This is a genomic window from Arthrobacter sp. UYP4, from assembly GCF_057291175.1.
On sequence record NZ_JBXAVU010000003.1, the window covers coordinates 203573 to 224495 of the forward strand.

General features: G+C 69.9%; 22 protein-coding genes. 4 read left to right on the plus strand and 18 right to left on the minus strand.

All coding sequences use genetic code 11. The features are described from left to right. The 7 genes from mmsA to AC0Z9V_RS13160 form a co-directional block, all read right to left on the minus strand. A complete protein-coding gene (gene mmsA, locus AC0Z9V_RS13130; RefSeq protein WP_459268827.1) occupies positions 1–1530 on the minus strand; it encodes a multiple monosaccharide ABC transporter ATP-binding protein in 1530 nt (509 codons plus the stop codon). Positions 1531–1655: 125 nt separating this feature from the next. Beyond that, positions 1656–2774, minus strand: coding sequence for a multiple monosaccharide ABC transporter substrate-binding protein (gene chvE, locus AC0Z9V_RS13135; RefSeq protein ID WP_133080295.1), 1119 nt, complete (start codon positions 2772–2774; stop codon positions 1656–1658). 58 nt (positions 2775–2832) lie between these two features. Continuing rightward, positions 2833–4347 carry an L-arabinose isomerase gene (gene araA / locus AC0Z9V_RS13140; protein WP_485141781.1) on the minus strand — a complete coding sequence of 505 codons (1515 nt, stop codon included), beginning with the start codon at positions 4345–4347 and terminating at the stop codon, positions 2833–2835. Then, on the minus strand, positions 4344–5072 hold the full coding sequence (locus AC0Z9V_RS13145) for an L-ribulose-5-phosphate 4-epimerase (RefSeq protein WP_485141782.1): 729 nt from the start codon (positions 5070–5072) through the stop codon (positions 4344–4346). Before AC0Z9V_RS13145 ends, araA begins: the two co-directional genes overlap by 4 nt. Then, complete coding sequence (araB, locus tag AC0Z9V_RS13150) at positions 5069–6787, minus strand: ribulokinase (protein WP_485141783.1); 1719 nt, start codon at positions 6785–6787, stop codon at positions 5069–5071. Before araB ends, AC0Z9V_RS13145 begins: the two co-directional genes overlap by 4 nt. 151 nt (positions 6788–6938) lie before the next feature. Next, positions 6939–7940, minus strand: a complete 1002-nt coding sequence (locus AC0Z9V_RS13155) for a LacI family DNA-binding transcriptional regulator (protein ID WP_485141877.1) — start codon at positions 7938–7940, stop codon at positions 6939–6941. Positions 7941–8007: 67 nt separating this feature from the next. Continuing rightward, the gene (locus AC0Z9V_RS13160) at positions 8008–8814 is read right to left on the minus strand and encodes a carbon-nitrogen hydrolase family protein (RefSeq protein ID WP_208740378.1); all 807 of its coding nucleotides are present in this window, start codon (positions 8812–8814) and stop codon (positions 8008–8010) included. 78 nt (positions 8815–8892) lie between these two features. Here AC0Z9V_RS13160 and AC0Z9V_RS13165 point away from each other — a divergent pair, with 78 nt between their 5' ends. Both AC0Z9V_RS13165 and AC0Z9V_RS13170 read left to right on the plus strand, forming a co-directional pair. Then, entirely contained in the window at positions 8893–9399 is a 507-nt protein-coding gene (locus tag AC0Z9V_RS13165; RefSeq protein ID WP_459268824.1) for a DUF427 domain-containing protein, read from the plus strand. Positions 9400–9505: 106 nt separating this feature from the next. Then, positions 9506–10303 carry a SurA N-terminal domain-containing protein gene (locus tag AC0Z9V_RS13170; RefSeq protein WP_459268823.1) on the plus strand — a complete coding sequence of 266 codons (798 nt, stop codon included), beginning with the start codon at positions 9506–9508 and terminating at the stop codon, positions 10301–10303. Between the two features lie 35 nt (positions 10304–10338). On the opposite strand, the gene AC0Z9V_RS13175 is transcribed toward AC0Z9V_RS13170, so the two are convergent. Next, on the minus strand, positions 10339–11628 hold the full coding sequence (locus AC0Z9V_RS13175; protein ID WP_208740477.1) for an adenylosuccinate synthase: 1290 nt from the start codon (positions 11626–11628) through the stop codon (positions 10339–10341). A gap of 222 nt (positions 11629–11850) precedes the next feature. On the opposite strand from AC0Z9V_RS13175, the gene AC0Z9V_RS13180 reads away from it, so the two are divergent. Then, a complete protein-coding gene (locus tag AC0Z9V_RS13180; RefSeq protein ID WP_485141784.1) occupies positions 11851–12453 on the plus strand; it encodes a hypothetical protein in 603 nt (200 codons plus the stop codon). A 103-nt stretch (positions 12454–12556) separates the two neighbouring features. On the opposite strand, the gene AC0Z9V_RS13185 is transcribed toward AC0Z9V_RS13180, so the two are convergent. The 7 genes from AC0Z9V_RS13185 to AC0Z9V_RS13215 form a co-directional block, all read right to left on the minus strand. After that, the gene (locus AC0Z9V_RS13185; protein WP_485141785.1) at positions 12557–13462 is read right to left on the minus strand and encodes an oxygenase MpaB family protein; all 906 of its coding nucleotides are present in this window, start codon (positions 13460–13462) and stop codon (positions 12557–12559) included. Then, positions 13459–13719, minus strand: coding sequence for a helix-turn-helix domain-containing protein (locus AC0Z9V_RS13190; RefSeq protein WP_133080284.1), 261 nt, complete (start codon positions 13717–13719; stop codon positions 13459–13461). Before AC0Z9V_RS13190 ends, AC0Z9V_RS13185 begins: the two co-directional genes overlap by 4 nt. Beyond that, a complete protein-coding gene (locus AC0Z9V_RS13195) occupies positions 13719–14216 on the minus strand; it encodes a DUF2975 domain-containing protein (RefSeq protein ID WP_208740474.1) in 498 nt (165 codons plus the stop codon). The genes AC0Z9V_RS13190 and AC0Z9V_RS13195 overlap by 1 nt, the downstream gene beginning before the upstream one ends. Before the next feature lie 163 nt (positions 14217–14379). Beyond that, positions 14380–14583 (minus strand): helix-turn-helix domain-containing protein, encoded by a 204-nt coding sequence (locus tag AC0Z9V_RS13200; protein WP_133080282.1) that lies wholly within the window; start codon positions 14581–14583, stop codon positions 14380–14382. Between the two features lie 217 nt (positions 14584–14800). After that, entirely contained in the window at positions 14801–15220 is a 420-nt protein-coding gene (locus AC0Z9V_RS13205; protein WP_133080281.1) for a DUF3151 domain-containing protein, read from the minus strand. Next, positions 15220–16239 carry a class II fructose-bisphosphate aldolase gene (gene fbaA / locus AC0Z9V_RS13210; RefSeq protein WP_133080280.1) on the minus strand — a complete coding sequence of 340 codons (1020 nt, stop codon included), beginning with the start codon at positions 16237–16239 and terminating at the stop codon, positions 15220–15222. The genes AC0Z9V_RS13205 and fbaA overlap by 1 nt, the downstream gene beginning before the upstream one ends. A 211-nt stretch (positions 16240–16450) precedes the next feature. Then, entirely contained in the window at positions 16451–17107 is a 657-nt protein-coding gene (locus AC0Z9V_RS13215) for a TrmH family RNA methyltransferase (protein ID WP_485141878.1), read from the minus strand. Positions 17108–17196: 89 nt separating this feature from the next. Between AC0Z9V_RS13215 and AC0Z9V_RS13220 the strand changes: the two genes are divergently transcribed. Beyond that, complete coding sequence (locus AC0Z9V_RS13220) at positions 17197–17976, plus strand: HAD-IIA family hydrolase (RefSeq protein WP_133080278.1); 780 nt, start codon at positions 17197–17199, stop codon at positions 17974–17976. Positions 17977–17983: 7 nt separating this feature from the next. Here AC0Z9V_RS13220 and AC0Z9V_RS13225 read toward each other — a convergent pair whose 3' ends face one another. The 3 genes from AC0Z9V_RS13225 to AC0Z9V_RS13235 form a co-directional block, all read right to left on the minus strand. Continuing rightward, on the minus strand, positions 17984–18988 hold the full coding sequence (locus AC0Z9V_RS13225) for a thioesterase domain-containing protein (protein ID WP_208740472.1): 1005 nt from the start codon (positions 18986–18988) through the stop codon (positions 17984–17986). 31 nt (positions 18989–19019) lie between these two features. Continuing rightward, positions 19020–19595 carry an orotate phosphoribosyltransferase gene (pyrE, locus tag AC0Z9V_RS13230; RefSeq protein WP_485141786.1) on the minus strand — a complete coding sequence of 192 codons (576 nt, stop codon included), beginning with the start codon at positions 19593–19595 and terminating at the stop codon, positions 19020–19022. A 148-nt stretch (positions 19596–19743) separates the two neighbouring features. After that, positions 19744–20892 (minus strand): ROK family transcriptional regulator, encoded by a 1149-nt coding sequence (locus AC0Z9V_RS13235; protein WP_485141879.1) that lies wholly within the window; start codon positions 20890–20892, stop codon positions 19744–19746. Positions 20893–20923: the final 31 nt, after the last annotated feature.

The following is a 20923-nucleotide window of genomic DNA, read 5'->3' on the forward strand; positions in this document are numbered from 1 at the left end:
TCAGTCCTTTTCCTTGGTCATGTACTGCATGAGGAGTTCGGGGGTCGCCTGGTCGATCGGCACTTCGGCCGTGATACGGCCTTCCGCGAGCGTGTAGATGCGGTCGCAGATGCCGAGCAGTTCGGGGAGTTCCGAGGAGATGACGATGACGGCCTTCCCCTCGGCTGCCAGGCGGTTGATGATCGTGTAGATCTCGTACTTGGCGCCGACGTCGATCCCGCGGGTGGGCTCGTCGAGGATCAGGACGTCGGGGTCCGAGAACATCCACTTGGAGAGCACCACCTTCTGCTGGTTCCCGCCGGAGAGCTTGCCGGTGATGGCGGTGACGGTCGGGGCCTTGATGTTCATGGACCGCCGGTACTCGCCCGCGACGACGGCCTCGCGGCCGCTGTCGACCCAGCCGCGCTTCGCCAGCTTGCCGAGGGCGGCACCGGAGACGTTGCGCTTGATGTCGTCGATGAGGTTGAGCCCGTACTTCTTGCGGTCCTCCGTGGCGTACGCGATGCCGTGCCGGATCGCTTCGCCCACGGTGCGCGCCGTGATCGGGGCACCGTTCTTGTAGAGGGTGCCGGTGATGTTGGAGCCGTAGCTGCGGCCGAAGATGCTCATGGCCAGTTCGGTCCGCCCGGCTCCCATGAGGCCGGCGATACCGACCACCTCGCCGGCACGGACGGCGAGGTTCGCCGCGTCGACGATTACCCGTCCGCTCTCCTGGGGGTGGTGCACCGTCCAGTCCTCGACGCGGAGGACCTCCTCGCCGATGGCCGGCGTGCGCTCGGGGTAGCGGCTCTCCATGTCGCGTCCCACCATGCCCTTGATGATGCGCTCCTCCGTGACGGAGCCGTCGTGGAGGCTGAGCGTCTCGATGGTGCGCCCGTCCCGGAGGATCGTCACCGAATCGGCGATCTCGCGGATCTCGTTGAGCTTGTGGCTGATGATGATGCAGGTGATGCCCTCGCCGCGGAGGCCCTTCACGAGCCCGAGGAGGTGCGCGGAGTCCTCGTCGTTCAGGGCGGCGGTGGGCTCGTCGAGGATCAGCAGCTTCACGTTCTTCGACAGCGCCTTCGCGATCTCGACCAGTTGCTGCTTGCCCACGCCGATGTCACCGGCCCGGACCACCGGGTTGAGGTCCAGCCCCACGCGGCGGAGGAGCTTGGCCGCCTCCACGTTGGTCTCGTTCCAGTCGATGAAACCGCGCTTCTCGCGCTCGTTCCCGAGGAAGATGTTCTCCGCGACGGACAGGAAGGGGGAGAGGGCGAGCTCCTGGTGGATGATGACGATGCCGTCGCGCTCGCTGTCGCGGATGTCCTTGAACTCCGCGACGGAGCCCTCGAACTCGATGTCGCCGTCGTACGTCCCGTGCGGGTAGACGCCGGACAGCACTTTCATGAGGGTCGATTTCCCGGCCCCGTTCTCTCCGCAGATCGCATGGACTTCTCCACGCGCGACGTCGAGGTTGACGTCCTGCAGTGCCTTCACGCCAGGGAAGGTCTTGGTGATGCGGCGCATCCGGAGGATGTTCTCCGCCATGGTCGAGCCTCGCTTACTTGAGTGGAAGTCCCGGCATCGGCCGGGCGAGGTACAGCACCTGTGGCTCCGGACCGGGAGGGTACGGAGCCACAGGCTGAGGGGGTGCTACGGGTGCTGCGGGACGGCTACTTGAGTTCGTCCTCGGTGTAGTAGTCGGTCTCCACGAGCGCGGCCTCGTAGTTGTCGACCGTGACGATCTGCGACTCGAGCAGGTAGGACGGCACGATCTTCTCGCCGTTGTCGTACGTCTCGGTGTCGTTGACCTCGGGCTCCTCGCCCTTCATGAGGTCGTCCACCATGGTGACGGCCTGCTTGCCGAGCTCGCGGACGTCCTTGAAGATCGTGGAGTACTGCTCGCCGGCGATGATCGACTTGACGGAGCCCACCTCGGCGTCCTGGCCGGTGACGACGGGGAGGTCGTCAGCGGAGTAGCCACCGGAGGTCAGGGCGGAGATGATGCCGATGGACAGGCCGTCGTAGGGCGAGAGGACACCCTCGAGCTGCTCGCCGCCACCGACGGTGAGGAGGTCCTCCATGCGGTCCTGAGCGGTGTCGGGGAGCCAGCGGAGGATCGCCGCCTGCTCGAAGTCGGTCTGGCCGCTGGGCACGCGGAGCACACCGCTGTCCAGGTAGGGCTGCAGCGTCTTCATGGCGCCGTCCCAGAAGAACGTGGCGTTGTTGTCGTCCGGGCTGCCGGCGAAGAGCTCGACGTCGAACGGCCCTTCCTCGCCCGTCTCCTTGCCCTCGGCGTCGAGGATCCCGAGACCGGTGAGCAGCGAGGTGGCCTGCTGCACGCCGACCTCCTCGTTGTCGAAGGTCGTGTAGTAGTCCACGGTGTCCGACCCGTTGATCAGGCGGTCGTAGGCGATGACGGGGATGTCCTGCGACTCGGCCTGGTCCAGCACGCTCGTGAGCGTGGTGCCGTCGATCGAGGCGATGACGAGGGCCTTCACGCCGCCGTTGATCATGTTCTCGATCTGGCTGACCTGCGTGGGGATGTCGTCGTTCGCGTACTGGAGGTCCACCTCGTAGCCGAGGTCCTCCAGCTGGCTCTTGACGTTCTCGCCGTCGGCGATCCAGCGCTCGGACTGCTGCGTCGGCATGGCGACGCCGATCTTGGCGCCCTCGTTGGAGCCGCCTTCCGCTGCGGCCTCGTCCCCGCCGCCCCGGCTTCCGCCGCATGCGGTGAGGCTGAGGGTCAGGATGCTGGCGGCCGCGATGCCGGCCAGGTATTTCCGATTCATGGTGGAACTTTCTTGTGTGGAGTTTCCGGCGACAGTGCCGGCTTTCGGGGAGTGGCTTCTAGAGTTTCTGCGCCAGGCGATAGTACGCGGCGTTCCAGCGCAGCTCACGCTGGAAGTCCCGCAGCTTCGTGTCGGCGTCGATGCGCAGCAGTTCGACCTCGGCGATGTCCGCGAAGTCCTCGAAGACCTCGAGGCCCACCGCGGTGGTGAGGACGGTGTGGTGGGCGGCGCCGGCGCTCAGCCAGGCCGCTGCGGAGGTTCCAAGGCTCGGCTCCGGCTTCCACACTGCGCGCGCGACCGGCAGGTTGGGGAGCGGGGCGTCGGGCGGGACCACCTCGACGGCATTGGCCGTCAGGCGGAAGCGGTCCCGCATGTCGGACATCGCGACGACGACGCCGGACCCGGCGTCGGTGTCGAACACGAGGCGCACGGGGTCCTCCTTGCCGCCGATGCCCAGCGGATGGACCTCCAGCGTGGGCTTCGACGTGGTCAGGGTGGGGCAGATCTCGAGCATGTGCGCCCCGAGGATCTTCTCCTCCCCCGGCACCAGGTGGTACGTGTAGTCCTCCATGAGGGACGCGCCGCCGGGCAGCCCCGCCCCCATGACCTTGGCGGCCCGCACGAGGACGGCGGTCTTCCAGTCACCCTCGGCGCCGAACCCGTAGCCGCGGGCCATGAGCCGCTGGACGGCGAGACCGGGCAGCTGGCGGAGGGCCCCGAGGTCCTCGAAGTTCGTGGTGAAGGCCCCGAATCCGCCCTCCTCGAGGAAGGACAGCAGCCCGAGCTCCTGCCGGGCGCCGTAGCGCAGCGACTCGTGCCGCTCGCCGCCGCGGCGGAGCTCGGGGACGACGTCGTACGTCTCCTCGTACTCGGCCACGAGGGCGTCGACGTCGGCCTCCGCCTGGGCGTCCACGGCGGCGACGAGGTCGTTCACGCCCCACGTGTTGATCGAGACGCCGAAGCGCAGCTCGGCCTCGGTCTTGTCACCCTCGGTGACGGCGACATTGCGCATGTTGTCACCGAAGCGTGCCACCTTGAGCTCGTGGACGGCGGCCCAGCCGGCCGCGGCGCGCTGCCAGGAGGAGATCCTGGCGCAGACGCCGGGGTTGGACACGTGCCCGACGACGGTCTTGCGCGGCACACCGAGGCGGGACTGGATGTACCCGAACTCGCGGTCGCCGTGGGCGGCCTGGTTCAGGTTCATGAAGTCGAAGTCGATCTCGTCCCAGGGGAGCGCGACGTTGATCTGCGTGTGCAGGTGCAGCAGCGGCTTCCGGAGTGCGTCGAGGCCCGCGATCCACATCTTCGCCGGGCTGAACGTGTGCATCCAGGTGATGACCCCGATGGCGTTGTCGGCCGCGTTGACCTCCAGTGCCATCCGGCGGATCGACGCAGAGTCCTTGAGGGTCGGCTTCCAGATGACCTTCACGGGCAGGCCCGAATCCCCGAGGATCCGGACGATCTCCTGCGACTGCTCCGCGACCTGATGCAGGGTCTCCTCCCCGTACAGGTCCTGGCTGCCGGTCAGGAACCAGACTTCGTAGGTGTCGAGGGTCGTGCTGAGGGGGCTCATGCGGGGGCTCCTGGGATCGAGGGCTGACCGTACACGTTCTGGTAGCGGTCGAAGAGGGAGTCGACGTGCTCGGGCTGGATGCCCGCCGGGGCGCCGAGCTGCCGGGAGATGTGGACGGTGCGGGCGACGTCCTCGAGCATCACGGCCGCCTTGACGGCGTCCTTCGCGTCCTTGCCGATCGTGAAGGGTCCGTGGCTCTTCATGAGGACCCCGCGGGAGCGGTGGCCGGTGAGCGTCTCGACGATGCCGCGGCCGATCGAGTCGTCACCGATGATCGCGAACGGGCCCACGGGGATCTCGCCGCCGAACTCGTCGGCCATGGCGGTGATGACGCAGGGGATCGGTTCGCCGCGTGCGGCCCACGCGACAGCGTAGGTGGAGTGCGTGTGCACCACACCGCCGACGTCGGGCATGTTGCGGTACACGTAGGCGTGCGCCGCGGTGTCGCTGGACGGCGACCGTTCCGATCCGGGGGTGCCCTCGATGACGTTCCCGTCGAGGTCGCACAGGATCTGGTTCTCCGGCGTCAGCTCGTCGTAACTGACGCCGGAGGGCTTGATGACGAACAGGTCGGCACCGGGGACGCGGCCGGAGACGTTCCCGCCGGTCCAGACGACGAGTCCGTAGCGCACGAGTTCGGCGTGCAGGGCGGCGACGTCCTTCCGGACGGCATCGATCGCGGCCTCGACCTCGGGGCTGAAGGAGCCCGTGGACACGGCGCTCATGCCGACACCGCCTGCGGGGTGCGGGCCGCGCGGCGCAGGGCCTTCAGCCGGTGCATGACGTCGTTGGTGCCGCGCCCGAAGTAGTCGTGCAGTTCGGTGTACTCGCGGTACAGCGCGTCGTAGGCGGCGGCACGCTCCGGGTCGGGCGTGTAGGCGGCACGGTCCAGATGGCCCATCGCAGCGGCTGCGGCGTGGATGTCCGGGTAGGCGCCGGCGGCGACGGCGGCATGGATCGCCGAACCGAGGGCCGGCCCCTGGGAACTGCCGATGACCGAGAGCGGCATGTTCAGCACGTCGGCGTAGACCTGCATGAGGAACGGGTTCCGGATGAGGCCGCCGGCGGCCACGAACTCGGTGACCGGCACGCCGGAGGCGTTGAAGGTCTCGACGATCTTCCGCGTGCCGAACGCCGTGGACTCCAGCAGGGCGCGGTAGACCTCGTGCGGCTTGGTGGCGAGGGTCAGGCCCACGACGGTGCCGGAGAGCTCATGGTCCACGAGGACGGAACGGTTGCCGGAATGCCAGTCGAGGGCCACCAGGCCGTGCGCCCCGACGGGCTCGGACTGCGCCTGTTCCGTCAGGTACTCGTGCACGCTCAGGCCCTGCGCAGCGGCAGCATCCCGGATCTCGCCGGGCACCTGGTTGGCCACGAACCACGCGAAGATGTCGCCGACACCGGACTGGCCGGCTTCATAGCCGTAGAAGCCCTCGACGATCCCGCCGTCCACGACACCGCACATGCCCGGCACCTCGCTGAGCCGGTCCGAGTTCATGACGTGGCAGGTCGAGGTGCCCATGATGGCCACCATCTGGCCGGGATCCGTGGCCTGCGCCGCCGGGGCCGTGACGTGGGCGTCGACGTTCCCGACGGCCACCGCGATCCCTGCCGGCAGACCGGTCCAGCCGGCGGCCTCCTCGGAGAGCGAGCCCGCCCTCGAGGCGAGTGCGCCGATCGTGTGCTCCACCTTCTCGCGGGCGAAGCCCGCGAACCCGGGGTTGAGTGCGGCGAGGAACTCCTCGGACGGGTAGGCGCCGTCCTGGTAAATGCCCTTGTAGCCGGCGGTGCACGCGTTGCGCACGTACTCCCCCGTGAGCTGCCAGACGATCCAGTCGGCGGCCTCGACCCAGTGGTCCATGCGGTCGTACAGCTCGGGGTCCTCCTCGAGCAGCTGGAGGCCCTTGGCGAATTCCCATTCGCTCGAGATCAGTCCGCCGTAGCGGGGCAGCCACGCTTCGCCGCGCTCGGCGGCCAGGTCGTTGATGCGGTTCGCTTGGCCCTGCGCCGCGTGGTGCTTCCACAGCTTCACGTAGGCGTGGGGCCGACCCTCGTAGCCGGGCACCTCGTTGAGGGGCGTCCCGTCGGCGAGGGTGGGCACCATGGTGCAGGCGGTGAAGTCGGTGGCGATGCCGATGACGTCCTGCGGATCGATACCCGCCTCCTGCACGGCTGCCGGTACGGCGGTGCGGAGGACGTCGACGTAGTCGGACGGCACCTGCAGGGCCCATTCGGGCGGGAGCTGCTCGCCCGTGGCTGTGAGCGTCGAGTCCATGACGGCGTGCGGGTACTCGAGCGTCGAGGCTCCGAGTTCCGCACCGTCGGAGACACGGACCACGACGGCGCGTCCGGAGAGGGTGCCGTAGTCGACACCGATGACGTAGGTGGGCCTGCCGGCCGCCCCTGTGGCCGGGTCTGCGCCCGGGATGGAGTCACTCAAGGGAAGGACCTCTTTGTTCTTCTCGGGAGACCGCGATGCAGTGCCCTGATGGATCGTCGATGCGATGCGCCGTTCATGTGACCGTTCACATTGCGGTTCCCAGTGTAGGGCCCGATCAGTGGGGCGTGTCAATGGCGGAGGAGGAGGGCCGTCAGGCGGCCGGCGCGGCCGTCGACGCCCGGACCACGAGTTCCGGTACCACGTCCGGGGCCGCGCCCGCCTCGCCGGCCGCATCCGTCCCCACCGAGCCGATGAGCGCCAGCAGCCTCGTCATGCAACGCCGCCCCAGCTCGGGGAAGTCCTGCCGCACCGTCGTCAGGGGCGGGCAGTAGTGCGCCGCCTCGGGGACGTCGTCGAACCCCACGACGCTGACGTCCTCGGGCACCCGACGTCCACCTTCACGGAAGGCATGGAGCAGTCCGAGCGCCATCTGGTCGTTGGACGAGAAGACCGCGGTGATTTCCCTGTCCGCCGCGAGGGAACGCCCTGCCCGGTACCCCGACTCGGCGGTCCAGTCGCCGGAGCGCAGCACCTCCGGTGAGCGGCCCCAGGCCTCCATCTCACCGCGATACCCCCGCACCCGCGCCTCCGTCTCGAACCAGCCCTCCGGTCCCGCGATGTGCGCGATCCGCCGGTGTCCCAGCTCGAGCAGGTGGCGCGTCGCGAGCGCGGCGCCTCCCGACTGGTCCACCGACAAGCGGTGATCGTCCTGCGCCTGCGCCGAGTGGACCGTCACGAACGGCAGCGTGATGGACAGGCGCTCGATCTCGCCCAGGGTCTGTGTCTGCGGGGCCAGGATGACGAGCCCGTCCACGCCGTGCGCCAGCAGCCGGTCCAGGGCCGACCGGATGGAGCCGCCGTCGAGGTCGTCGAGGTGCGCGATGTCGACGGCGTACCCGGCTTCGCGCGCAGCGCTGTCGATGGCCTGCAGGCTCGCCGCCGGCCCGTACTCGAAGCCCTTGCCCACGAGCACGCCGATGGTGGTGGACCTGCTGGTCACGAGCGCCCGGGCGGCACGGTTGGGACGGAAGCTGAGCTCTGCCATCGCGGCCAGCACGCGGTCCCGCGTCTCGGCCCGCAGGCTCGGGTGGCCGTTGAGGACGCGGGAGACCGTCTGGTGCGAGACCCCCGCGCGGCGGGCTACGTCCCTGATGTTCGCGGCACGCGCAGGCTCGCCGGGTCGGACCCGGCGGTCCGCCTCGGTACCGGGATCCGCTGCGTCAGTGGGGGTCGACAATAGCGTCGTTCCGGGCGAAGCGCCGGTTCCGGAGCACCGGCAGGAACTCCCGGACGTCGTCGACCCTGCGGCGTGTGACGTCCGTGGTGACGATGCCCCGCTCCTCGTCCTCGAGGTGCGCCTGCGGGACGCCCATCGGGTCGATGATGGCCGAGTGGCCGATGGTGTGGCTGCTCGAGGTGCCGGCCGCCGCCACCCACAGGGTGTTCTCGATGGCCCGCGCCTTCAGCAGCGTCTCCCAGTGCTCGATCTTGTGCTCGCCCTTGAACCACGCGGCCGGCACGCAGATGAGGTCGGCCCCGGCATCGGCGAGTGCGCGTGCCAGTTCGGGGAACCGGACGTCGTAGCAGGTCATGAGTCCCACCCGGAGGTCGCCGACCTCGGCGATCTTGATGCCGCCGTCACCCGGTTTGATGGCCGTGGACTCGGAGTAGCTGAAGGCGTCGTAGAGGTGCAGCTTGCGGTAGGTGTCCACGATGCGGCCGGTCGCGTCGATCAGGACGAGGGTGTTGAAGGGCCGCTCCTCGCCGCTGGGCTCGTACCCGCCGGCCACCACGGCGATGCCGTGGTCGGCGGCGAGGAAGGACAGCTGCTGCACGAAGGTGGTCCAGTTCGCCTCGACGGCTTGGTGGAGGTCGCCGTCGAGCTTGCCGATGGCGAACATCGACTCCTCGGGGAAGACGATCAGCTCCGCGCCTTCGCCCCGGGCCTCCGCCGCGAGTTCCCGCATCACGGCGAGATTCGCCGGGGCGTCCCCACCTGGCCGGAACTGACCGACGCTGACCTTCATGTTGCCGCCCTAACCGTGTGTGCCGACGTCCACCCAGCGTACAGACTCCGGCCCGGCGGGCCGGAGTACCCTTTCGGCATGAGTATCCCCTTGAAGAGCAGGCGTGTGCCACCCGGGCCAGGACAGGAGTCCGTCTGGGACTATCCGCGGCCTCCGCGGGTGGAACGGACACCGGCGGGCATCGAGGTGCGCTTCGGTGGGCAGCTGATCGTCACCACGGTCGACGCGGTGCGGGTCCTCGAGACGAGCCACCCGCCTGTCTACTACCTGCCGATCGCGGACTTCGCGCCCGGCGTGCTGGTTCCCGTGGAGGGCACCACCCACTGCGAGTTCAAGGGCGCGGCCCGCTATTTCGACGTCGTCGCCGGCAGCGCGCGCAGCCCGCGCGGCGCGTGGACCTACCCGACGCCGGTCCGTGGCTACGAGGACCTCGCCACGCGGGTCGCCATCTACCCGTCGCGGATGGACGCCTGCACGGTGGACGGCGAGGAGGTGCGGGCCCAGGAGGGTGACTTCTACGGCGGCTGGATCACCGCCGCCATCGTGGGACCGTTCAAGGGCGGCACGGGGACCTGGGGATGGTAGCGCCGGGCATCCCGTCCTGGCTGCCGTCGGACGCCGCCCGCCGTCGGACGAGGGTGCGGTCGGGGTCGCATGCTGGTCCTGACGACCCGGCAGGGAGGGAACGGTCATGAGCACTGTCCGGAGGACCGGTGCGGGCAGGCGGCTGCTGCTGGCCGCCGCCTTCATCAGCTCGATCCTGGTGCTCGGCGGCTGCACCGGTTCGGAGGGCGAGCCTGAGGGCGCAGACGCATCGGCGTCGGCTTCCGGATCGGCGTCGGCTTCCGTATCGGCAGCGCCGGGCGAGGCACAGCCCGCACCGGATCTCGAGGGCATCCCCGAGGTCGTCGCCGTCGTCAACGGCACCGAGATCGGCCGGGACCTCTTCACCGACACGTACGAGGGCCAGTTCGCGCAGGCGTCCGCCCAGGCGCAGGCCGCGGGCCAGGAGGTCGATCAGGACCTGCTGAGGACGACGGTCGCGGACAACCTTGTCAGCTCCGAGCTGCTGCGCCAGGAGGCCGACCGGCGGGGCATCACGGCGACGCCCGAAGGACGGGCCGCGGCCGTCGACGAGCTGCTGCAGGCGAGCGGGCTCGCCTCCGAGGAGGAGCTGAAGGCCGCTTTCGCCGACCAGGGGATCGACGACGCCGAGTTCGACGAGCAGCTGACGGACCAGGTGAAGCTCGACACGCTCCTGGCGGAGGAAGCCGGCGACACGACGCCGACCGACCAGGAGATCCAGGAGGCCTACGACGCGGCGAAGGCGCAGCAGGAGGCCGGGGGCGATACCGCGACACCGATTCCCCCGCTCGAGGACGTCCGCGAACAGATCATCCAGCAGCTGTCGGGTGGCAGGACCTCCGAGGCCGCACAGGCACTGATCGCGCGACTGCGCGACGACGCCGACATCACCGTCAACCTCTAGGCGTCGACCTCCGGGCGGTCCCGATCAGGTACCGATCAGGCGCCGATCAGGTCGTTGACCACGATGGTCTGGTCGCGGTCCGGACCGACGCCGATCGCGGAGAACCGGGTGCCGGAGAGCTTCTCGAGCGCCCGCACGTAGGTCTGCGCATTGTCCGGCAGGTCCTCGATGGTCCGAGCGCCCGTGATGTCCTCGGTCCAGCCGTCGAAGTACTCGAAGATCGGCTTCGCGTGGTGGAACTCGGTCTGGGTCATGGGCATCTCGTCGTGGCGGACGCCGTCGACGTCGTACGCGACGCAGACCGGGATGCTCTCGATGCCCGTGAGGACGTCGAGCTTGGTGACGAAGTAGTCGGTGAAGCCGTTGACGCGTGACGCGTGGCGCGCCAGCACGGCGTCGTACCAGCCGCACCGGCGCGGACGGCCGGTGTTCACGCCGAACTCGCCGCCGGTCTTCTGCAGGTACAGGCCCATCTCGTCGAAGAGCTCCGTGGGGAACGGGCCGGCTCCGACACGCGTGGTGTAGGCCTTGATGATGCCGATCGAGCGGGAGATGCGCGTGGGACCGATGCCGGAGCCGACGGACGCACCGCCGGCCGTGGGATTCGAGGACGTCACGAACGGGTAGGTGCCGTGGTCGACGTCGAGGAAGGTCGCCTGGCCACCCTCCATGAGGACCACCTTGCCGGCGTCGAGTGCCTCGTTGAGCACGAAGGTGGAGTCGATGACGAGGGGCTTGAGCCGCTCGGCGAAGGACAGGAAGTACTCCACGACCTCCTCGACCTCGACGTCGCGCCGGTTGTAGACCTTCACGAGGAGTTCGTTCTTCTGCTTGAGGGAGCCCTCCACCTTCTGGCGCAGGATCGACTCGTCGAACACGTCCTGCACGCGCAGGCCGAGCCGGGCCACCTTGTCCATGTACGCGGGACCGATGCCGCGCCCGGTGGTGCCGATGGCACGCTTGCCGAGGAAGCGTTCGGTCACCTTGTCCAGCACCTGGTGGTAGGGCGCCACGAGGTGGGCGTTGGCGGACACCCGCAGCTTGGAGGTGTCGGCGCCGCGGGCCTGGAGCCCGTCGATCTCCTGGAAGAGGGCCTCGAGGTTGATGACGCAGCCGTTGCCGATGATCGGGATGGCGTTGGGGCTGAGGATGCCGGCGGGAAGGAGCTTCAGCTCGTACTTCTCGCCGCCGACGACGACGGTGTGCCCGGCGTTGTTGCCACCGTTCGGCTTCACGACGTAGTCGACCCGACCGCCCAGCAGGTCAGTGGCCTTGCCCTTACCCTCGTCGCCCCACTGGGCTCCGACAATGACGATTGCTGGCATGGGATCCTCCCCCATTCGGTACGGGCCCTCCCCGCGCAACCGCGGCAAGCACGCCGTGCATCAGAACGCCCCAACCGGCCGCACGACATGCGGCCACTGGGGCTCTTACCGTCCGAGTTTAGCCGAGCGGCTCCGGGGGCGCCGAAAAATGCCGGGCGTGACGCGAGCGGGAGCTCCGCGAAGCCCGTCCGGTCCGGAGGTGGGCGCGTGCAGAATAGGGCCATGGACCGCTTCGAAGGACACATCGCCGGCATCGGCACCGCCTCGGGTACCCGGCTGGTGATCGGCCGGTGGGACACCTCCCCCTTCGGGGCGTTCACCGACGTCATGCTGGAGGACGCCGCGGGACACCGCACGCTGATCGCGCCCACACAGGAGATCGCGGACTATGTCGGATCGACCTACACGTTCGACGACGTCGTGCTCTCGCCGGTCACCTCGACCCTGACGGCCGACCGGCTCGTCGTCGAGGGCGGCGATCTGCGGGTGGTCGCCGGAATCGGCGCGGTCACGCTCCTCGGGCGCCTGCTGGGGATCGTCCCGCGGCGCCTGGCCACGCATCCCCGCTGGCTCGCGCTCATCAATCCCGTGGCGTCGCTCCTGGTGAAGGGCATCGCCACGGCCGGCTCGGCAGGACACGGGCGCACCGAGTACTACGGGGTGACCTCCGCGCGGGCCGTCTCCGGGGCGACGGCCAGCTGGCGGGACGCGGATCTCGGCACCCTCGCACCCGTGAGCCCCCCGGTGCGGTTCGGCTTCAGCTCCGCCCCGCCGCGTCCGCAGGTGGTGTCGGTCACGACGACGATCCGCCACCCGGAGCGCTGATCCCCGGGACGGGCCGGTCCTGGACTCCGGCGGTGTCCGTCCGCCGGTGGGCGTCGACACGGGGTCGCCGGAGTTCCCGGAGCAGGTGCCCCACCGGGACCCGTCACCGGCTCCGGCGGCGAACCGCCCGCTGCGGCCGGCCGCCGTCAGCTGTCATGCGGCGGCATGCCACACCGTAGTGGGGCCAGTAGCGGAGCCCGGCCGGAAGCAGGGGGGCCGCATGCCGGACGGCCCGGCGGATCACCGCGAAGGCGATCCGGTCCCGACGCCGCCACGGCAGTCCGTAGGCCTCGCGCAGCGCGGGAGGGAGGATCCCGGCGGCGAGCAGGGCGGGCACCGGGCGGAGTGGAGGCGGCACGATCGGCGGATCCGGAGCGAGGATCTGCTGCGCGATCGAGCGGGCGGCACCGCCGACGTCGAGGGTGGTACGGACCTGGTGGTCGAAGTAGCTCCGGAGGCCACGGTAGTCGGCGGGCAGGAGCGCGTCCGGGACACCGAACACTCGCCCCAGTCGGGTCATGTCCCGGTAGTACGCATCCCGCTCCTCGGGCCCGACGGGCCGGAGGAAGACCTCCGTGACCTCGATGGCGGTCCATGCCAGGGTGGCGAACACCCAGAGGGCCAGGTCCGGGTCGTTCGCGCTGTACCGGGTCCCCGCGGGCAGCGAGGAACTGGCAGTGGGCAGCGTGCCCTGGACGGTCTCGTGCCTCCTGGCCACGTGGGCGGCGGCGGCGCGGACCTGCGCGTCGTCGCCGAACGTGACGGTCAGGACGGCGTCGAGGGTGCCGCGGAGCCGCTGGAGGGGATCGGTCGCGAAGCCGCTGTGGGCGCGGACGCCCTCCGCGACGAGGGGGTGCGCCACCTGCAGCAGGAGCGCAGCCGGTCCACCGGCCAGGACGGTCCGCTCCCGCGCGATCCGCCACGCGGTCGACCCCGGGCCGTACAGACCGGCGTCCCCCGGCGCGCCCGGCCCGGGCGCGGCGGGCAGGAACCTGCCGCGTCCCCTCATGCATCGTCCTCTCCGGGCACGGACATCGCGGCCCCCGCGTCCGCCCCGGGCTCGTCCTCGACCCACTCGAGCAGGTCCCCGGGCTGGCACTGCAGGACCCTGCACATCGCCTCGAGTGTGCTGAAACGGACGGCCTTGGCCCGTCCGTTCTTGAGCACCGCCACGTTGGCGGGTGTCAGTCCGATCCGCTCCGCGAACTCGCCCACGCTCATCTTCCGCCGGGCGAGTTCGACGTCGATCCGCACCACGATGGGCATCAGATGACCTCGTCGAGTTCGGTGCGCAGCTGCCGTGCCTCGGTGTCGCGTGCCACCGCCTGCGCGAGCAGTGCCCGCAGCACGAGCACGATCAGCGCCACGGCAGCGATCATGACGGCCACTCCCCCGATGAGCAGCACGACGCCGGGCGCCACGGCCTCACCGGGCGCGAGCGCGATCCCGAGCCCCACCGTGAGCAGGCTCGCGGCGGCGAAGGCACCGATGACGATGTTCACGAGCCGGAAGGCGTCCGAGGAGAACACTGTTCCCCGCCGCACCATCGTCAGCAGCCCCCAGACGCAGACCACGGCCACCTGGAGTGCGAGGATCCCGAGCACGGTCAGGACCACGAGCGGGGTCCGGATCAGGGCGACGTCGGGATCGGCTCCGTCGAGGTCGATGCCCAGGAGCGAGAGCATCACCACCTGGATGAAGACGGAACCCGCGAACATCATGCACAGCACGACCCGCAGAGCGAGGACGGTGATTCTTCCCATGACGACTCCCTTGTACTGTTTGTCAGCACAAAGCTATCGTTAACCGATAGATAGCACAAGGCGTACGATCGGTCGATCCACGTCTCGCTGTGATGCCCGAGGTCATGGCGGACCCCCCGGCCACGGCGGGCCGGGGGACGCGGCAGGTCCGCGGACCCTGCCGTCAGATCGAGTAGTCCGAGCCCGGATTCGTCGCGTCGAGGTAGTCCCGCACCGCATTCTGCGGCACGCGATAGGACCGGCCGAACCGGATGCTGTTGATCGTTCCGGACTGCACCAGGCGGTAGACCGTCATCTTCGAGACCCGCATCATGGCCGCGACCTCCGCGACCGTGTACAACTGACCCGTACTTACGCTTGTGGACATTCCAGCCCCCACTTCCAATCGCCTCACCACGGTATGTGGAGCTTTTAACTCTGGTCGCGTGCGCCACTTCTGCACAAGGAATTGGACTACTTGTTAACCGGACCAGATTAACGAGTAGTCGGGTCTAGGAGGCACCCGGACCGAGGCCCTCCCGGCGGAAAAAGGAAGAACGGGGTCCGCCATGGCGGACCCCGTTCTTCCCGTTCCGTGCCGGACGTCAGTTCGCGAGCTGCGCGCTGGCCTCCGGGTCCGACTCCCTGAGGAACACCGCGATCCGCTCGGCTTCCTCGATCTCGCCGATGGACGCGGCAGCACGGCCCAGCGCGTAGAGGGCGCGGAGGAAGCCACGGTTCGGCTCGTGCGAGTACGGGATGGGGCCGGCGCCACGCCAGCCGCTGCGTCGCAGCGCGTCGAGGCCGCGGTGGTACCCGGTACGGGCGTAGGCGTAGGACTCGATGGTCCGGCCCTCCGCGTACGCCTCGTCCGCGAGGATCGCCCAGACGAGCGACGACGTCGGATGCTTGGCCGCCAGGTCCACGGCCTCGTCACCGGCCGCGAGGCGCCCGACGACGGCGGGCTCCTCCGGCAGGAGCGTGGGCTCGGGGCCCATCAGGTTCTTCCGGAACTCGTCGGACACTAGAGCTTCTTCCCGGCCGACCCGAGCGACGCGGCGGCCTCGACGACGCGGGCCGCGAGGCCGGCCTCGGCCGAGGCGCCCCAGACGCGGGGGTCGTAGGTCTTCTTGTTGCCGACCTCGCCGTCGACCTTCAGGACGCCGTCGTAGTTGCGGAGCATGTGGTCGGCGACCGGGCGGGTGAACGCGTACTGGGTGTCGGTATCGATGTTCATCTTGATGACGCCGTAGGAGACGGCGTCGGCGATCTCCTGGTCGGAGGATCCCGAACCGCCGTGGAAGACGAGGTCGAAGGGCTTGTCCTTGCCGATCTTCCGGCCCACCTGGTCCTGGATGTCCTTGAGGATCTCGGGCCGCAGCTTCACGCCACCGGGCTTGTACACCCCGTGCACGTTGCCGAAGGTTAGCGCCGTGATGTAGCGGCCGTGCTCCCCGGCGCCGAGGGCGTCGATGGTGGCCAGGGCGTCCTCGACCGTGGTGTAGAGCTTGTCGTTGATGGCGTTCTCGACGCCGTCCTCCTCGCCACCCACGGTGCCGATCTCCACTTCGAGGATGATCTTCGCCGCAGCCGCGCGCGGCAGGATCTCGCGGGCGATCCGCAGGTTCTCCTCGAGGGTCTCGGCCGAGCCGTCCCACATGTGCGAGTTGAAGATCGGGTCGCGGCCGTTCTTCACGGCGTCCTCGGACGCGGCGAGGAGGGGCAGCACGAAGTCGTCCAGCTTGTCCTTGGGGCAGTGGTCCGTGTGGAGCGCGATGTTGACGTCGTACTTCTTCGCCACTTCCTTCGCGAAGGCCGCGAAACCGAGCGAACCGGCGACCATGTCCTTGACGCTCGCGCCGGACCAGTAGGCGGCGCCGCCCGTGGAGACCTGCACGATGCCGTCGGACCCTGCCTCCGCGAAGCCGCGCATGGCCGCGTTGAGCGTCTGGGAGGAGGTCACGTTCACAGCCGGGAATGCGAAACCGCCCGCCTTCGCGCGGTCGATCATCTCGGCGTAAACATCAGGTGTGGCAATAGGCATGCTGAGGACTCCTTAGTGGTGGGAAGTGCTTGCTTCATCCTAGCGAGCGGACCTGCCGGGCGCAGGGGATCCCGACGCCGGATGACGACGGCCCGGACCGGTCGCGACGCCGGGAACCAGGGCCGCGGCCCGCGGTGCCAGGGCGTCGCGGGCCGGGCGTGCTACGGGGTGCGCCCGGACCCGGCCGGTACCGGCGGTGGTGGCCGCCGGGTCAGGCGTGCTGCCCGAACACGTGCCGCCGCACCCAGCCGTGCATGGCGATCGCGGCGGCCGCCGAGGCGTTGATGGAGCGCGTGGACCCGAACTGGGCGATGGAGAGCGTCGCTTCGGCGGCCTCGTGCACCTCCGGCGTGAGGCCCGGCCCCTCCTGGCCGAACACGAGCACGCAGTTCTCGGGCAGGTCGTAGGTCTCGAGCGGCACCGAGTCGGGGAAGTTGTCGATCCCGATCACCGCCAGTCCCTCCGCCGCGGCCCACTCCGTGAAGTCGGCCACCGTGGGGTGGTGGCGCACGTGCTGGTAGCGGTCGGTGACCATGGCGCCGCGCCGGTTCCACCGCCGTCGCCCGATGATGTGGACCTCCCTGGCGAGGAACGCGTTGGCGGTGCGCACGACGGAGCCGATGTTGAGGTCGTGCTGCCAGTTCTCGATCGCGACGTGGAAGCCGTGGCGGCGCTCGTCGAGGTCCGCCACGATCGCCTCGTGCTTCCAGTACCGGTACGCGTCGACGACGTTGCGGGTGTCCCCGCCCGCCAGCAGGTCACGGTCCCAGTGGTCGCCGTCGGGCCACTCGCCCTCCCACGGACCGACGCCGACAAGACCGCCCGGGGCTCCGTCCGCGGTCTCGGCGTCGACGGCGGGCTCGGGCACGGGTTCTGTCACCCTCCCAGCGTAGTCGGCGCGAAAGGTGGAAGACTGGCACCGGCAGGTCCCCGAACGCCCCCTCTGGAAGGACGCCCATGCGCGAGAACGAACACATCGAGTGCTGGCTCACCGACATGGACGGTGTGCTGGTGCACGAGAACCAGGCCATTCCCGGTGCGGCCGAGCTGATCGAGCGATGGGTGGCCACCTCGAAGCGGTTCCTCGTCCTGACCAACAACTCGATCTACACGCCGCGCGATCTGGCCGCGCGGCTGAAGGCCTCCGGGCTCGAGATCCCCGAGGAGAACCTCTGGACCTCGGCGCTGGCCACCGCGCAGTTCCTGCGCGACCAGCTGCCGGGCGGACGGGCGTACGTGATCGGCGAGGCGGGACTGACGACGGCCCTGCACGAGGCGGGCTTCGTGCTCACCGACACGAACCCCGACTACGTGGTGCTCGGCGAGACCCGCACCTACTCGTTCGAGGCGATCACCAAGGCCGTGCGCCTGATCCTCGACGGCGCCCGCTTCATCGCCACGAACCCGGACGTGACCGGGCCCTCGAAGGAGGGCCCGCTGCCGGCGACGGGCGCCATCGCGGCCATGATCACGGCGGCGACGAGCCGGGACCCCTACATCGTGGGCAAGCCGAACCCCATGATGTTCCGCTCGGCGATGAACCAGATCGACGCGCACTCGGAGACGACGGCGATGATCGGCGACCGCATGGACACCGACATCATCGCCGGCATGGAAGCGGGCCTGCACACGGTCCTGGTGCTCAGCGGTATCACGCAGCCGGAGGACATCGAGGCGTTCCCGTTCCGCCCGGCGCAGATCTGCGAGTCGGTGGCGGACCTGATCGACCAGGTGTAGAAGCGGCCTAGAAGAGCCGTTTCAGGCCGCCGCCCCGCGGCACGGGGACGTAGTCGCGCTGCACGGCGGAGACGATGCCCTGGTAGATGCCCGGGTTCCACTGTGGACTCGCGTGCGCCGGCAGCGCCCCCTCCGTCACGTGGTCCGCGGAGACCAGGTTGTCGGGCAGCCCGCGCGCCCACCCGGTCCGAGCACGCGCGTAGTCGACGACGCCGTCGTTCGGGTTCCCGGTGAACACCACCTTCGTCTCCCCGAGGGAGAGCCGGAACCGCGAGACGTCGAAGTGGTAGATGTACGAGGACTCGGACTGGATGAGCTCGCTGCTGGGTGCCAGGGGCGAGAGCTGCTCGAGCGTCTGGTCCACGATCTGGCTCCACGTGCGCTCGTTCTTGTGGACGATCCGCTCGCCGAGCTCGTAGGTGCCCCGCACGCTGATCGGCACACGCACCCCCGCCTCGTACAGCAGCACCACGCCGTCGAACATGCGCTGGTCCTGGACGTCGAAGCGGCTCGACGGCGAGGAGTCCAGCAGCACGAGCTCCACCGGGATGCCGCGGTCGCGCAGCCGGGCGGCCACCTCGACCGCCACCATGCCGCCGAAGCTGTGGCCGTAGAAGTAGAGCCTCTCGAGCCGGAAGTTCTCCACGTAGCGGTTCATCGTGGCGACGATGTTGTTGATGTCGAGCCCACGGTTGGAGTAGCCCATCACGGCCATCTGCGCGCGCCGGGACAGGGCCGGGCGCAGCGAGTTGAGGATCCAGAGCCCTTCCTCCCAGCTCGTCTTGTACCCGGGGAAGAGGACCCAGCGGTCGTCCGGGAAGCGCGCGCGTGCGTCGTCGTCGTCGAGCGGCAGGATGCGGGTCAGCTCGCGCTGGGACTGGATGACGCGGGTGAAGGCGAGATCCGCCGTCGCTACCGCCGCAGCGGCCGACCCGATGAGGAAGGACCGGCGGGAGGACTCGCGGAAGTCCCGCGCACCGCGCAGGGCCGCCCGGACGCCGTCGTGCTCCATGCGCCGCTCCGTGCCGTGGTCGCGGTCCCCGTCAGTCGAGGCCCAGTTCGTCCTTGCCGAACGCGAAGAGGTAGGGCACACCCGCCTCGGACTCGATGCGCTCCTTCGATCCCGTGCTGCGGTCCACGATGACGGCGACGGCCCGGACGTCCCCGCCGGCCCGCCGGACGCCTTCGACGGCGGTCAGCGCGGAGCCGCCGGTGGTGGAGGTGTCCTCCAGGACGACGACGGGACGCCCGGACACGTCGGGTCCCTCCACCTGGCGGCCCATGCCGTGCGTCTTCTGGGTCTTGCGCACCACGAACGCGTCGATCGGCCGGCCCGCCTGCCCTGCCGCGTGCATCACGGCGGTGCCGACCGGGTCCGCGCCCATCGTGAGGCCGCCGGCGGCCTCGAAGGCGATGCCGGCGTCGTCGAGCAGCTGGAGCATCACGCGGCCCACGAGGGCGGATGCCTCGTGGTGCAGCGTGATCCGGCGGAGGTCGATGTAGTAGTCGGCCTCGACGCCGCTGGAGAGCGTGACGCGCTCGTGCACGACGGCGAGTTCCCGGATGAGCTCGAGGAGCCTGGTGCGGTCGGTGGTCTGCGCGGAGGTCTCGGCGGTCATGCGGCCAGTCTATCGAGAGGCCGGGGGCGTCCCCGTCGCCCCGCCGCGCCCACCGCGACACTGCGGCCTCCCGCGCCCCGCGTCGGAGCCCCGCCACCGACCGGTTCCGGCCGGCGGGGTACGCTGCGGACCGGGTAGCCGGATCGGGTCAGCCCGCCAGGCGTGCGCCGGCGGCGTCGATGGCCTCCGGGGAGAGCACATGGGAGATCGCCAGCACCGCGGCGCCCGCCACACCCGCGCTCTGCCCGGACACCGAGGGGACGATCCGCAGGTGCTCCGTCGCCAGCGGCAGCGAGCGCTTGTAGACGATCTCGCGGACACCCGCCAGCAGGTGTTCGCCGGCCTGGGCGAGGGACCCGCCGATGACGACCACCGACGGATTGATCAGGTTGACGCAGGTCGCCAGGACGTCCCCGATGTCCCGTCCGGCCTGCCGGATCGCCTGCAGTGCGGTGGCGTCACCGGAGCGGACCAGCTCGATGACGTCCCGGCTGCCCGTGAGGGGGACCTGCGCCGACTCGTTGAGGGCCGCGGCGAGCGCGGGCCCGCCGGCCAGCGCCTCGAGGCACCCGGTGTTGCCGCACCTGCAGAGCCGGTCGCTCGCCCTCGGGACGCGGACGTGGCCGAGATCGCCCGCGGTGCCCTGCGCCCCGCGCTGGAGGACACCGCCGGAGATGATCCCTGCGCCGATGCCGGTGGCCACCTTGATGAACATCAGGTCGGTGGTGTCGGGCCAGTTGGCGCTCTGCTCGCCCAGCGCCATGATGTTGACGTCGTTGTCCACGAGCACCGGGACGTCGAAGCTGCCCTGGACCAGCCCGGGCACGTCGAACCGGTCCCAGCCCGGCATGATCGGGGGATTGATGGGCCGGCCCGTGTCGTGTTCCACCGGACCGGGCAGGCCGATCCCGATGGCTGCGAGCTCCGCGGGCGCGCGGTCCGCCCCCCGGAGGAGCCGGTCGACGGCCGAGATCAGCCAGCCCAGGACGGCGACCGGTCCGTCGGCGATGCTGAGGTCCTGGCGTTCCCTGCCCAGTTCCGTGCCCGCGAGATCCGTGAGGATGACGATGGCGTGGGTCGCTCCGAGGTCCGCCCCGACGACGACGCGGGCGGCCGGGTTGAGTGCGAACAGCGAGGGTGGCCGGCCTCCCGTGGACACCGCTCCGCCGGTCGGCGACACGAGGCCCAGCGCCATGAGGGTGTCCACCCGTGCGGCGACCGTGGAGCGCGCCAGCCCGGTGATCTGCGCGAGTTCGGCCCGGGTCCGCGGCCTGCCGTCCCTGAGCACCTGGAAGATCTCACTGGCTCCCGTGGGCGGAGGGCCGAGG